At 45.4% G+C, this 13,129-nt stretch carries 15 protein-coding genes; 9 read left to right on the forward strand and 6 right to left on the reverse strand.

Annotation, left to right across the window (positions count from 1 at the left end; translation table 11 throughout):
- Positions 1-270: 270 nt before the first annotated feature.
- Positions 271-3,003 carry a TIGR03960 family B12-binding radical SAM protein gene (locus ACTIE0_RS07475; RefSeq protein WP_006670523.1) on the reverse strand — a complete coding sequence of 911 codons (2,733 nt, stop codon included), beginning with the start codon at positions 3,001-3,003 and terminating at the stop codon, positions 271-273.
- Between the two features lie 535 nt (positions 3,004-3,538).
- Here ACTIE0_RS07475 and ACTIE0_RS07480 point away from each other — a divergent pair.
- From ACTIE0_RS07480 to ACTIE0_RS07520, 9 genes are all read left to right on the forward strand, one after another.
- Positions 3,539-3,733 (forward strand): hypothetical protein, encoded by a 195-nt coding sequence (locus ACTIE0_RS07480; RefSeq protein WP_006623919.1) that lies wholly within the window; start codon positions 3,539-3,541, stop codon positions 3,731-3,733.
- Positions 3,734-3,975: 242 nt separating this feature from the next.
- On the forward strand, positions 3,976-5,148 hold the full coding sequence (locus tag ACTIE0_RS07485) for an LL-diaminopimelate aminotransferase (RefSeq protein WP_006623920.1): 1,173 nt from the start codon (positions 3,976-3,978) through the stop codon (positions 5,146-5,148).
- Positions 5,149-5,689: 541 nt separating this feature from the next.
- On the forward strand, positions 5,690-6,718 hold the full coding sequence (locus tag ACTIE0_RS07490) for a helix-turn-helix domain-containing protein (RefSeq protein WP_006670521.1): 1,029 nt from the start codon (positions 5,690-5,692) through the stop codon (positions 6,716-6,718).
- Between the two features lie 489 nt (positions 6,719-7,207).
- On the forward strand, positions 7,208-7,639 hold the full coding sequence (locus tag ACTIE0_RS07495) for a hypothetical protein (protein ID WP_006623923.1): 432 nt from the start codon (positions 7,208-7,210) through the stop codon (positions 7,637-7,639).
- A gap of 133 nt (positions 7,640-7,772) precedes the next feature.
- Positions 7,773-8,063: a hypothetical protein gene (locus ACTIE0_RS07500; RefSeq protein WP_228116387.1), complete on the forward strand. Its 291-nt coding sequence runs from the start codon at positions 7,773-7,775 to the stop codon at positions 8,061-8,063.
- Positions 8,064-8,099: 36 nt separating this feature from the next.
- Complete coding sequence (locus ACTIE0_RS07505) at positions 8,100-8,264, forward strand: hypothetical protein (RefSeq protein WP_006623926.1); 165 nt, start codon at positions 8,100-8,102, stop codon at positions 8,262-8,264.
- A gap of 7 nt (positions 8,265-8,271) precedes the next feature.
- Positions 8,272-8,427 (forward strand): hypothetical protein, encoded by a 156-nt coding sequence (locus ACTIE0_RS07510; RefSeq protein WP_006623927.1) that lies wholly within the window; start codon positions 8,272-8,274, stop codon positions 8,425-8,427.
- A 138-nt stretch (positions 8,428-8,565) separates the two neighbouring features.
- Positions 8,566-8,988: a hypothetical protein gene (locus ACTIE0_RS07515; RefSeq protein WP_006623928.1), complete on the forward strand. Its 423-nt coding sequence runs from the start codon at positions 8,566-8,568 to the stop codon at positions 8,986-8,988.
- Positions 8,989-9,030: 42 nt separating this feature from the next.
- On the forward strand, positions 9,031-9,414 hold the full coding sequence (locus ACTIE0_RS07520; protein ID WP_006623929.1) for a hypothetical protein: 384 nt from the start codon (positions 9,031-9,033) through the stop codon (positions 9,412-9,414).
- A 134-nt stretch (positions 9,415-9,548) separates the two neighbouring features.
- On the opposite strand, the gene ACTIE0_RS07525 is transcribed toward ACTIE0_RS07520, so the two are convergent.
- From ACTIE0_RS07525 to ACTIE0_RS07545, 5 genes are all read right to left on the reverse strand, one after another.
- Positions 9,549-9,914, reverse strand: a complete 366-nt coding sequence (locus ACTIE0_RS07525; RefSeq protein ID WP_006623931.1) for a hypothetical protein — start codon at positions 9,912-9,914, stop codon at positions 9,549-9,551.
- Positions 9,915-9,919: 5 nt separating this feature from the next.
- Positions 9,920-10,624 carry a lysophospholipid acyltransferase family protein gene (locus ACTIE0_RS07530; protein ID WP_006670520.1) on the reverse strand — a complete coding sequence of 235 codons (705 nt, stop codon included), beginning with the start codon at positions 10,622-10,624 and terminating at the stop codon, positions 9,920-9,922.
- Between the two features lie 99 nt (positions 10,625-10,723).
- Positions 10,724-11,197, reverse strand: coding sequence for a tRNA adenosine(34) deaminase TadA (gene tadA, locus ACTIE0_RS07535; RefSeq protein ID WP_006623933.1), 474 nt, complete (start codon positions 11,195-11,197; stop codon positions 10,724-10,726).
- A 12-nt stretch (positions 11,198-11,209) separates the two neighbouring features.
- Positions 11,210-11,479, reverse strand: a complete 270-nt coding sequence (locus ACTIE0_RS07540; RefSeq protein ID WP_228116386.1) for a tetratricopeptide repeat protein — start codon at positions 11,477-11,479, stop codon at positions 11,210-11,212.
- On the reverse strand, positions 11,433-13,025 hold the full coding sequence (locus ACTIE0_RS07545) for a tetratricopeptide repeat protein (RefSeq protein WP_006670518.1): 1,593 nt from the start codon (positions 13,023-13,025) through the stop codon (positions 11,433-11,435). Before ACTIE0_RS07545 ends, ACTIE0_RS07540 begins: the two co-directional genes overlap by 47 nt.
- Positions 13,026-13,129: the final 104 nt, after the last annotated feature.

Raw genomic sequence — 13,129 nt, forward strand, 5'->3', positions numbered from 1 at the left:
TCCAGGGTAGGAACTTTAACTCTTGCTCTGAACGGAGCCAGTTAAGGCTATAGCTGGTCAGCTACCTGAAAGGGGGGGCACGAAGCCCCCGTGCTTCAGCCGGGGGTGCTGACGGTTAACCCGACAGGGTTAGCAGGAGTGATCATAGAGGAAGGAGGAAGATGGATAAATCTGGGCGCTTATATCCAACGCTTACCACTTGAAACAGGCCAAGCCTGACTCTACCTTGGTTATAACCCTCAACCCGATCGCCTAAATTAGGCTTAGGTCTTAGGGTGAATCAGGTTTTGTACAGATTAGATCATTATACCCCAAATCAGCCGCACCTGTAACCTCGGCGCGTAGCGCTAGATGTTCTCGGTGGATGGAAATTAGTTGCAATTCCTGGCCGCTAACTTGTTCTAGCATATAAACCACTTGTTCTGGTCGCAGTTGAGTTCCATCATTGCGACAGGTTCCCAAATAACGCAATAGGGTAGCGTTTTGGGGTGGTTGGTCTAATTCCCATAGTGGAATTTTGACTGTTTCTTTTACGATCGCCTCTAGTTGTAACAACTGCTCACGCAGGTTAATAATTCTGATTCTACCCGATTTCGTAGTTTTTTCCCACAAGATTTCTGAACTGTTGAGTACAGCCTGCACCCAACCGGCCCAATGATTCGGGGTAATAGTCTCATCTGTGGCTTGTAAATGGATGATATAGGTAGCGTGTTCTATGGTTTCGGCGATCGCCGGCGAGTTAACGTCCACTTCTGCGACCCGATAAATGGGTAAGTTGTCGGGGAGAGAGGCGGATAGTTGCTGTTGAAAGGTTTGTATATCCATAGTCTCCGCCAGGTCAAAATCCGCAATTTCCCCGGTGCTAGTGGTCCCCAAAGGCAGTGCATTTCCCGGGGATATACGGGGGCCTGGATGATAGCCTCCGGTGAAGGATATGGGCAATTCTGCGCGTCTGACAGCCCGATCAAAAACTTTCATCAGGTCAAGATGTCCGACTAATGCCATGTCTCCCAATTTGCCAAACCAGACTCGCACCCGTTGGACTCGTTGGGAAGGCGGGACAAAATGACCAGCAAATTCGGGAATGGGTGGGGGTGTAAATACTACGTTATGGCCTAACTCTGGACCACATACCCCACAATGGGAGCAGGCGGCGAAAGAACAGTCGGGAACTGTGGCCGCTTCGATCGCCTTTTGTAGGTCTTGTTTCAGCCAGTTTTTGTCTATTCCGGTGTTGATATGGTCCCAAGGTAGAGGTTGGTCTAGTAGTTGTTCACGGTGGCTGTGGTCCTGGCTGTCCTCCGCGATCGCATTTTCCATGAGGTTCCATTCCCCCGCTTCTACTTGCCGATATTTCCAGCCTAACCCCGACTCCTCTATGGCTTGGGTCCAGGCGGCGAAGGCACGATCTAGGCTTTCCCACCAGGCATCCATTCCGGCCCCTAGTTCCCAAGCACGTTGGACTACCGGCCCTAGTCGGCGATCGCCTCTACCGATAAAGTCTTCCATAGCCGAGATCCGCACGTCCGTAAAGTTGGCTTTAACCCCTTTGAGGCGGTGAAATTCAGCTTTTAGCAATTGCTGTTTGCGTTCAAATTCTTTGGTTGATACGCTGTGCCATTGAAAGGGTGTATGGGGTTTGGGGGTAAAATTGGAAATGGTCAGGTTAATGCTCAGGGGTCGGCGGCGGTGTTCCCGACATTCGCGCAGCAACCAGCGGACCGTTTCGGCGATACCCAGGACATCAGTATCCGTTTCTCCCGGCAAGCCGATCATAAAGTATAGTTTGATTTTATCCCAACCTTGGTCGTAGGCGGTTTTTACTCCTCGTAACAATTCCTCATTGGTGAGTCCTTTATTGATGACATCCCGCATTCTTTGGGTCCCCGCTTCTGGTGCAAAGGTCAGGCCACTGCTGCGGGTCCCGCCGATGATGTTGGCAATGTTTTCATCAAAGCGATCGACTCGTTGACTGGGTAGGGATAGGGATACGTTACTGTCGCGCAGACGGTTTTTGATTTCCATTCCCACTGCCGGTAATGATAGGTAGTCTGAACAGCTTAGGGATAATAGGGAAAATTCATTATATCCCGTTGCTTTCATCCCTTTGGCGATCGCCTCTACCACCGCTTCCGGTTCCACGTCTCTAGCCGGACGGGTTAACATTCCCGGTTGACAGAAACGACAGCCACGGGTGCAACCTCGTCTCACTTCCAAGGCTAGGCGATCGTGAACTGTTTGCACGAATGGAACCATTGTAATCGAATAGGCTGGCATCGGAGTCGCCACCCGGCGGATAATCCTTGTGGGTACTTCCTGATGGTTGGGATGAATTGACCCATCCCCTGCCATATCATAGAATTGGGGAACGTATACCCCAGGCACTTGGGCTAGGTCTAACAGCAGTTGTTCCCGGGTTAACCCTGCCGCTTTCCCTTCTTCTATCACTAAACCTATTTCCGGGAGGAGTTCCTCTCCGTCCCCCAGGGCGATAAAATCGAAAAAGTCCGCGTAGGGTTCCGGGTTCGATGTCGCCGTTTGACCTCCCGCGAAGATTAGCGGTATTTCTCCTAGGGGGGTTTGTCCATCCCGATTCTGCCTTTGTTTCCAGGTTAGGGGAATTTGGGCAAGATCCAGCATTTCTAGAATGTTCGTGGCCCCTAGTTCGTAGCTGAGACTAAACCCCAGAATATCAAATTCCCTCAGAGGACGGCGGGACTCTACCGCAAATAACGGGGTTTGCGTCTCTCGCAGTTTTGTGATCAGATCCGCCGCCGGTAAATAGGCGCGATCGCATAATTGTCGGGGCTGGGTATTGATGATATTATAGAGGATTATATGCCCCAGGTTCGAGGCTCCTACCTCATAGATTTCTGGATAGGTGAGAGACCAGCGCACTGCCGCTGATTCCCAGGGTTTGTGTTTCGCCCCTAATTCGTTACCTAAATATCGCGCTGGTTGGTTAATTTCTGGTGTGATTAATTCTTTGACTGAAACTGCCACTTTCTACCTCTTCTGATTCTTAATCGGCAATCTTTACTTATACGTTTTGATTATGTTTGGCTTAGAAATGACGCATATAACACCATTATACATCATCGGTGCAATTCTGGTAAATTAAATTTTCCTGATTCACTACAGGACTTCCTGGCTGCCTATTTCCTGGGTTTTGGGGCTGATAATTAGTTGATAGATATCCAGATTTTGGGAATTAAAATATCCTCCCTATTTTCTATGCTGGGCTTGGTTGGCCATATTTGATGGGGCAGGTATTATATTACCCGTGGCACAAAGATTAAGTTTTTGTTAACTTATTCAGATACGATCAACTTGTCATGATATGACAAGAATTGTATTAAAAAACACAGACAAAAACTGTTTGATTGTCTCATAATATAGCAGCATCTTAATTTCTGCTATCACCAACCCCCAAGAGCCAGACTGCGTGATTTAGATCACATATTTATGGAGATAAAAATCACCAGCCAGACTGTTTATTGGTTGGAGAATTAACATAAGTTGAGTTACTTGACCACTCATGTCAGCCACCAATGGAATTCGAAAACTGGTATCTAAAGCACTTTACTTTAGATGTCTCACCCCCGAAATCGAAAACGGGATTAACTATGAACTGACTCGACTGGGTTATATTTCCGATGTGGATTATGAAGCCTTAGAATTACTGATGGACGAAATGGATGCCGGACGTATTCGCTTAGTACCTAGTCCCTAGGTTCGGAACCTAACACAGTTAATCAACCTGGGTCACCTTGAACCCGAAACTGTTGCATTTAATTTAGAGTTGTTGTTGCTGCCGATTTTCTTTTGGCAATAATTTAACTAAAAAGCCTGTAATTGAGGTGATCACAGGGTTGACATCGCCGTTCATTTACTGCTGTTCATGGCTGGGTTGTAAGAGTTTTCTGGTATAATTTTCTGGCTTATACCTAATGAACCAACCCCCTGTGAGTGATAATGCAGTTTGCTAAACGTTTAGAAAAAATCCCCCCCTACCTGTTTGCTGAAATTGACCGGAGACGCATAGAACTGGTTGCTCAAGGGGTAGATATAATTAATATTGGAGTGGGTGATCCTGACCAGCCCACTTTGGATCATATCAGGGTGGCTATGCACGATGCCATTGAAGACCCCTCCAACCACAACTATCCGCCCTATCGGGGTATGATAGAATACCGGGAGGCGGCGATCGCTTGGATGTCTCGTCGCTTTGGGGTGAATGGCTTAAACCCAGAAACCGAGATCATCTCCTCTGTCGGTTCTAAGGAAGCTATCCACAACACAGCCTTAGCTTTTGTGGAAGCTGGGGATATTGTCTTAATCCCCGATCCTGGTTATCCAGTCTATCGCACTTCTACCCTCTTCGCCGGGGGAGAGCCTTACTATGTTCCCCTACAGCCCGAAAATGGCTTTTTACCCGATTTACAAGCAATTCCAGAGGAGATAGCTAGGCGGGCTAAATTATTTTGGGTAAACTACCCGAACAATCCCACCGGTGCGATCGCCACCTTACAAGACTTTAGCACCATGGTAGATTTTTGTCAAAAGTTCGACATTCTACTATGCCATGATAACGCCTATTCCGAGGTTTGTTATGAAGGTTATCGAGCGCCCAGTGTCCTAGAGGTTCCCGGTGCCAAAGATATTGCTATTGAGTTTCATAGCCTGTCTAAATCCTATAATATGACCGGGTGGCGCATTGGGTTTGTCGTCGGTAATGAAATCGGGATTAAGGGATTAAGCCAAGTTAAAACTAATGTGGATTCTGGTGTATTTAAAGCTATTCAAAAAGCCGCGATCGCTGCTTATTTAACCTCAGAGTCAGACCGTCAAAAGCTGAATGATATTTATCAACATCGCCGCGATTTAGTGATTTCAGGATTGCGTTCTCTCCGTTGGAAAATTGAACCCCCCAAAGCCACATTATATATTTGGGTCCCGGTTCCCAGCAATTACACTTCCACAGAATTTGCCAAATTGCTATTAGAGAAATGCGGCGTGCTTGTCCCCCCTGGCAACGGTTATGGCGCGGCGGGAGAAGGTTTTATCCGCATGGCTTTAACTAACAAAGAAAGCCGCATTCAAGAAGCCATAGACAGAATGCGAAATGCGGGGATAACTTATCAGTAAAATCACTCCTTAGTTACACCACCCAAAACCCTCTCGACAGAGGGAAGGTTGATTATAGCAGTTCCCGGACTCATGAGGTACGTTTCCAAGCCCCTCTCTCTTTCTGGGAGAGGGGTTTTGGGTGAGGGCCGTACCTTATGGAGATGAGAAACGCTATAATATTTTCCTGGGGAGGTGAGGAAGTAGCCGAAACCCCCCCAGTCCCCCTAAAGGTGGTGGCAGGAGTCTCAGAAACTGCCCCAATTACAGATAGTTCCAGGAGAATGCCCGAATATATCAAGGATAACCAAAAAACTGATATATGCCCGCACATTTTCCCATGCTTCTAGTATATGTCAACTTATGGGAGTTTGTCAAGAGGAAAGATAGAATTATCGGGCATAAATTTTGGTAGGATGAAGACACATTGAACCGTTGTATCATCAATGATTGGGTGTTACAACTAATCCCCATCTAAATTTTGGTAGGATGAAGACACATTGAACCGTTGTATCATCAATGATTGGGTGTTACAACTAATCCCCATATATTGAAGCAGATTATGGTCAACCGTATAGATCTGTATCACCCGATGTGTGCCCAGTACAACGTTCGCCGAGCCTTGGCGCTAGACTCTCAGAGTGAAGTATTACCCACCTGGATAGAGGGGTTTCATTTAGGAGAAGGAGTATTTCGCATCGAACATCGAGAAGTAGCTTTTCCGGGGATAGAAATAGCGCATTTTTTCACGGAAAATCTGTTTAGCGATCGCCATGTAATTCCCGAAGGAGAAACCCATTTTTCCCTCAGCTTGTATCCCCATCATCCCATATTGTCTTGGATGGGCTATACAGACCCCATTGGTAATGCGATCGCCGTTCATCGCAGCCAGATCGAATATACATCAGGTCTTCCCCCCGGTTGGCATGGTTTATATATTTGTTTTAATGATGAACTCCTAGCCAACCTGGACCTATTACCAGAGAAATTTTGGGAAAATAGCCAGGACCCGAATCAAGCAGTTTTGACCGTCCACCCGATTAGGTTTGCCAACTTCACCAGATTTATGCAGCAGTGGTTTCCTACGGCTGAATGTCTGTATCGTCGAGGTCTTTTGACTCCCCAGGAAGCCGCACTGTTGCGAGAAAAATTTTTGTGTCAGTTTCGGGAATTATTAGACCATACCTTTGAACAGCGTGGCGATCGCCAAATTTTCAAACCCACTCGACGGTATTGGATCTTTGCCACAGTCCAGGCCATGATCGACAGTAATTTAGCCAAAAACTTCACCAATGAGGAGTTATGTCAACAGTGTTGCATTTCCCCCAGAGCCATGCAATACGCCTTCAAAGAAATTACCGGCGTAGGGGTACAGCAATATATTCGCGCCCGCAAACTGAACGCCGTCCGGGAAGAACTTTGCGGACCTAGTGCAGACCCAAGCACCATTTATGCGATCGCCAGCGCCTACGGCTTCTCCCACATGGGCAGATTTTCCGAGCAATTCTATCGTTGCTTCGGGGAATATCCCTCAACCCTGAAAAAGTTGCACAAATCGGATATAAAAATGAGAAAAAGTATGATATCCTAGTCAAAGACGCGATCTAAATATCGCGCTTATCGCCAATAGTTAGAGCTTTCAATAACATTGTTAGCTTGCTTCAGGGTCTAGTCAAAAGCACTCCTAAACTATCCCTAACACTAGGGATAGTTTGGGAAGGCTTAAAAAAGGCATCATCCCTGTGATGTTGTTCTGTTACGGGAGTCTCGGTTGCGGGGAAGTCAACTAAGACGGGCTTTTTGATTCAGAATCCCCAACATCCCTAATTCTGACCCTGATTTTGCCACACATCCCATCAATAGAGAATGTTCTAGGCTGGCGATCGTCTAATCTGCCTTCTTTTCTTTAACCCAGTTAACATCCGAGTTTTCCCAGATGGTCAAGTGCAACCGTAAAAAGGGCGTTTGATTTAAAAAAAGCTGAAACCCTTGCCAGTAAATAAATTAATCAGTTTTTTACTACACAATGCAACATCTGCTTGATATGCGACCGAGTTGACCCGACGGAGAATATCGAGCAATGCTAATTACCGAAAATTTAGAAGCCATCATTGAGGAACAAACAGATGAAACCAGAAATTTTGTATTAAGGACGACTATTGTTCCCCAAATTGGGGTAGCAGTCTATGTTCGCAAGGGAGATATTGCTCACGATTTAGATATTGTTAATGTTCGCTATAATCCCGAATCGAATCGTTTACATTTATTGGTTCGTAATAGTGGACAAGCCAGTGTGATTGTGCAACCAGAATGGGTAATTTCTCAAGGAAATCAGGAAATCCAGAGTGGTCGTGGTGTAGATACTACGGTGATTGCGGAAAAAGAACGTTTGGTTAATATCAATTATAATCAACCCCTTGAACCGGGAGATTATCAAGTTTCTGGAAATTTGGGTTGGGGAGTAAACCGGAATACAAAAATACCATTCAGCGTAACATTAGCCGTTCCTTAACATGGTGATGAATGGAGTATATTATCAGTAAAATACTGCCATAATATGACGGCAATTAAGGCAGTTTTAACACTGAGTTATACCAAATATTTATAAGTGTTTATTTTGGGGGAGTTGTTTACCCTGATGGCTGTTGAAAATTTGTGGATACAATCTGCTTGTCCCAGACATCACAGAGGAAATCACCCCAGAATCACCGGAATTCACGATTTTTATGATTGGCTTAAATGCTGGTAGGCGCAATTTTAAAACTGGGGTATTTGTGCGCGGGTCAGTAACGGATAATGAGGTGATAAATTTTGGGGATTGGCTAATTCCTTATGATGAAGTTTTGCAGGTCATAAAGTTTACATCTACAGTTATATCAGATAATGAAGTCGACTTGCGATCGCCTTTTAAAATTGTCCGCCTTAACCTCGATTAAATTCGCAACTACCCCGAATTAGGGTTAGTCCTTTCTGTGCAAGATATTCAAGACTTATTTGATATTGAATCAGAATTTAGTTTTCGGGAATATGCAATTATTTTTGATGTCCCCGAAGTCAGAAGGGGGAGAAGAACCAGCCGGGAAAGACCGCCAGTAATTTTAGAAGGATTGCCAGAAATTTCCCCCCCCCAACTTTAACATTGGTATGATAGAACAGCGGGTTAATCTTACCAAAAACCAAGGTGTTGACCTGAACAACACAGGTCGCCTATCCGCCGTCGGAACAGTTTTAGATAGTAGTTGGTTTCTCACGCTTAATCAGGGAGACATAACCGACAGCGAAACCTGGCGATTATCCTAATTTCAAATCATCCGCCAAACTGAATCTAGCGATTATTTTTTAGGTTCTCAACGGAGATTTTGGCGAGACCAAAGGACTACAGGTGACTTTTGGGGATTTACTACTATTCAAAGGCGGGGATATTCTCCTAGTTCATTATTGGGTAGTGGTGCCGCCAACCCTCGCCAACGTTTGCAACCAGAACAAGTCACCCCCACCATAACAGGTAATGCTGAACCAGGAACTTTAGCACAACTGGTATCGAGTCGTTATCGTGGGGAAGTCATAGCAGAACAGTTTGTCGATAATTCTGGCTTTTACCGTTTTGATAATGTTCCTGTAGGTAGACAGGTTGGCAGAAATTACTATGTTTTACTTTACCCTGGCGGTTCTCTAATTAGTGAACCCATCATAGAAGAAGCTAGGTTTACCATTTTACCAGAACAACTGCCTCAAGGAGCATCAGCATTAGTAATTTCTGGGGGGTGGCAGCGTCGTTTTAATCCCGGTCATGATTTTTGGGGAGAACTCAACGAATTTAATGCCGGAGTTTCTCAGCGTTGGGGGATAACTGAAGATTGAACAGTCGGTTTAGGTGGCATTTATGATTCATCTACCCGTGGTTTGGCGGAAGTTTTTTATCAGCCTAAAGGAACACCTTTGCGAGTAGGTATTTCTGGCTTTGTGGGGGATGATGCTAATATTAATGCCGATGTGGTTTGGGATTCTCGACAATTTTATGCAACTTTCAATAGTGACTTTGATATAACTTGGTATAGTCTCAACTGGAGACTTGGGCGGGGATTGACATTATTTGGGAGTGGGGATTTAGATAGGTCTTCGAGTTTGGGTCTGCAATATTTTTGGGGTAGGCGCAATTTTTCTACTAATATCCGTGTCAGTGTTGATACAGATGAAACCATAAATTGGCATCTTAACCAACGTTTCGGCAACTTTTACCTAATACTATTACTATTGATGAAAATTCGGAGACATTGGAGGAGTTAAATATACAACTACTAGATTAATCTGGTGGTGGAGGTCTTCGGTTCCTTCCCGGAAAGCCATATATATGCCGCCACATTTTCCCATGATATAAGTATAAGTCAATTCCTAGGATTTGTCAAGAGAAAAGGGAATCTTTATCTAACTTCCCGAAAAACCTGGGAATGATTGAGCCAAATTTGGGAAATAAACTCTCGAAAACGTTGATGGTTTCTGGGTAACATTTCCTGCTTTTGTTCTGGGGGATTTAATGCGACTAAAAAAGGTATTACTTCTGTATCCAAAGCTACCCTAAATAACTCCCAGGGCCAAATCAAATCAGCACTGTCTCGCAAATCATAGCAAAGGGGCTGATTTTCTGTGGTCAATTCCACGAGCATTAAGGGACGCACCCAACAGACTTGGCGCAGGATAACGACTTGAATTACCTCGGCATAAAGAGAGGTATTTTCAGCATCAATAGCTACAATTTGACCGGAGTTAAATTGAGGTAAATTATTCATATATACTACAAACTATCAATCTCGATTAAAGCCTGATTTAAGTCTGACATCAACCTGATAGATTCTTTTTTTGCGGGACCTGTGGCATATTTTTTGACTTCTAGGGGTTTCCCAATTGTGACGTTAACTTCAGAGCGCCAATGGGGAATATTGGGGCTATAATGGATAGATATAGGCACAATCTTAACCCCTAAATTAGGATAGTGGGATTCAGCCTGAATTGCCAAACGACCTAATCCGGCTTTGAGAGGGTGAATTTGGTGATCCCTAAAAATGCCTGCTTCTGGAAAAATCACTAACATTTCTCCCTGGCGCAGTAAATCAACGCCATATCGCAAAGTGGCGATCGCTGGATGTTTTTGATTAACCGCAAACCCTCCGATTTGGCGAATAAACCACCCTTGAAGTCCTTGCATTTCATCAGCAGTTACCATAAACCGCGAATCTCGTCCAGTGACATAAGGACCTGTTGCAAATGGTACAATAAAAGCATCCCAACGAGATCTATGGGTAGGCGCTAAAATCACCGGACCATCTTTGGGTAAATTCTCCTGTCCGGTGACGGTAATCTTTTTAAAATAGAAGGGAAGAACCCCATAGCGTCCCAGGGGATAAACAATAGAAGTTAACCAATGCGCGACACCAGAGGATTTAGTCTGGCTAGAAGGAGATGAATTAGACCAGGGTTTAATCGATTGAACTGTTACCATGACAATAATTTGGGATTTCTAAACTCTATAAGTCTAAGGTAAATCCTTTAACCCCCTCTGTCATGGCAGAGGATGACAGTTATTAGATTGTCTCAATGGTTACATATTAGCGCGATGTTGAGCAAACCAGGATTGCAGTTGTTGGCGACAGGATGATTCGAGAATACCCCCTAGGACAGGGAGACGATGATAGGAGGCGGGACTGTCTGGAAGATTGAAAACGGTGCGAATGCTGCCAGTTTTGGGGTCGTCGGCACCATAGACCAATAAACCTATCCTAGCTTGAATAATGGCTCCTGCACACATGGGACAGGGTTCTAGGGTGACATACAGGGTGCAGGTGTCTAAATGCCAATCTCCTAATACCTGACTGGCTTGCCGTAATGCTATAATCTCAGCATGGGCGGTGGGGTCTCGATCGCGTTCCCGGCGATTTTCCCCCTGGGCAATCAGTTTTCCCTGTTGATTGACAATGACTGCACCGACAGGGACTTCTCCGGCTTCTCCTGCTGCTGCGCCTAGTTTTAAGGCCTGTCGCATCCAATGACTATGGGTGGTGTAGGTTGGCTGCATGGGAAACTCTGGCTAAGGTCGCCTGGAATGTTCATCAGTCACCATGGCTTCTCCTAAATTGCGATAAAACCACAGGTGAACAGGTCCTGGCTGAAGGTCTATGGCTTTTTGATAATGAGCGATCGCTAATTGGGTTTGACCCTGGCTATGCAAAAGCTGTCCCAACTCCTGATGTAGATCAGGGTTGTTGGGACTGGCTTGGAGTAAATGCCGATAATGAGAAATCGGATCGGTTTTAGAGGCTACCTTTTTTTTTTGCGATCGCCTGCTTGAGAGCATCATAACCCTCTTCAAATTCTGGGTCAATGGTGATGGACTGTTTGAAATGAGCGATCGCTTCTTCTAAGCGTCCTTCCTCAACCAAGGCTTGTCCCAGGTGATATTGTACATGGGGAGAGTAGGGATTAAGTTCGCCTGCCTTCTGATAAGCTATAATTGCCTCATCCCAGCGTTGACCACGAGCTAGGGTATAACCTAGTTGATGATGGGCTACGGCTGACTGGGGATTGAGAATACAGGCTTGGTGAAATCCTATGATCGCATCTTCGATTTTTCCCTTGCTTCTGAGAAACTGTGCAAATTTTTCGTAGGATTCGCTAGAATTGGGATGAAACTCATGGCTTTCGCTATAGGCGGCGATTTCCTCGTCTAGGTGGCGCTGCTTGTCCTGAACTTCCTGTAGATGAGTTTGAATTTCAGCCTGGTTGGGGGGATTAAGATATAAGGCTTTTTGATAGGTGGCGATCGCCTCCGACCAATGGTAAAGTTTAGTCAAGACCTGACCTAAATCAAACAGGACTGGGGTGGAAGTGGGATGCAGTTCGGAAGCCTTTTGATAGGCGGCGAGTGCTTCTGATAGGCGATCGCATTTGGTTAAAGCCTGCCCTAATTGATGGTAGAATGAAGCAGAGTTAGGATCGACTTGGGTGGCTTTTCGGAATATATCAACGGCGGCTTCCCATTGATTTAATTGGGTTAAAACCTGTCCTAGGGGTTGCAGAATTTCTACCAAATTTGGGTCTAACTCCAAGGCTTTCTGATAACTCTCCGCCGCTTCCGATAGCTTTCCACTATTGGCTAAAGCTGTTCCCAGGTATTTATGACTGGTGGCTGAGTTAGGATCAACAATACAACAGCGACGGTATAGGGTGGCTAATTCCTCCCAACGTCCTTGGGACTCCAGGACTGTTTGCAATTTGGGCAGGGCTTCTGATAAATTGGGATTAAGTTCGTAGGCTCGACGATAGGAGGCGATCGCCTCTTCGGTTTCTCCCAAAGCCTCCAAAGTTTGACCCAAACTCATATAACAGTCAGACCAATAAGGGTTTAATTCTAACCCCTGACGATAGGCTGTAACTGCTTCTGAATATTGCTGTTGTTGGTGGTAGGCTTTACCCAAGCTGTGGTATAGTTCGGCATCATCGGCTGTTAACTCAATGGCTTTTTGCAATAGGGAAACGGCCTCCTCTGGGTGGCCTTGTTTGATCAGGACTAGGGCTAAATTGTGGTAAAACTGCCAGAAATATGGGTCAAGTTCAATAGCCTGGCGGAAACAACGAACGGCTTCTGGTAAGTTACCCTGTTGATTTAGGAGGGTTCCCAGATTATCATAAGACCAGGCAGAATTAGGGTTAAGTTCCGTAGCTTGACGGTAGGCTGCAATAGCTTCGTCGATTTTTCCCTGTTGGCTGAGGGCTTCTCCCAAGTTATGATAATACCAAGCTGATTTAGGACTGGCGGCGATCGCCTGATTGTAGGATGCGATCGCCTCGTCTAACTGACCTTTTCTTAGGAGTTGATTGGCTGTGTCGAAATAACTGACGCTCATGTTAGGATTTTTGACTATATTTTGATATGGAAGAACAGATGATTGATATTTGTTGGTTATGACCCGCCCTAGAGAATGACCCACAGTTTAACTGGATGTTCCCA

Source organism: Limnospira sp. (assembly GCF_051859755.1).
In the GTDB taxonomy this organism is placed as follows: Bacteria; Cyanobacteriota; Cyanobacteriia; order Cyanobacteriales; family Microcoleaceae; genus Limnospira; species Limnospira fusiformis.

Bases quoted from the DNA above. Each gene is read 5' to 3' on its own strand.
- ACTIE0_RS07480 (WP_006623919.1), top strand. From the start codon at position 3,539: ATGTCAGCCACCAATGGAATTCGAAAACTGGTATCTAAAGCACTTTAC.
- ACTIE0_RS07485 (WP_006623920.1), top strand. From the start codon at position 3,976: ATGCAGTTTGCTAAACGTTTAGAAAAAATCCCCCCCTACCTGTTTGCT.
- ACTIE0_RS07490 (WP_006670521.1), top strand. From the start codon at position 5,690: ATGGTCAACCGTATAGATCTGTATCACCCGATGTGTGCCCAGTACAAC.
- ACTIE0_RS07495 (WP_006623923.1), top strand. From the start codon at position 7,208: ATGCTAATTACCGAAAATTTAGAAGCCATCATTGAGGAACAAACAGAT.
- ACTIE0_RS07510 (WP_006623927.1), top strand. From the start codon at position 8,272: ATGATAGAACAGCGGGTTAATCTTACCAAAAACCAAGGTGTTGACCTG.
- ACTIE0_RS07525 (WP_006623931.1), bottom strand. From the start codon at position 9,914: ATGAATAATTTACCTCAATTTAACTCCGGTCAAATTGTAGCTATTGAT.
- ACTIE0_RS07530 (WP_006670520.1), bottom strand. From the start codon at position 10,624: ATGGTAACAGTTCAATCGATTAAACCCTGGTCTAATTCATCTCCTTCT.
- tadA (WP_006623933.1), bottom strand. From the start codon at position 11,197: ATGCAGCCAACCTACACCACCCATAGTCATTGGATGCGACAGGCCTTA.
- ACTIE0_RS07540 (WP_228116386.1), bottom strand. From the start codon at position 11,479: ATGATGCTCTCAAGCAGGCGATCGCAAAAAAAAAAGGTAGCCTCTAAA.
- ACTIE0_RS07545 (WP_006670518.1), bottom strand. From the start codon at position 13,025: ATGAGCGTCAGTTATTTCGACACAGCCAATCAACTCCTAAGAAAAGGT.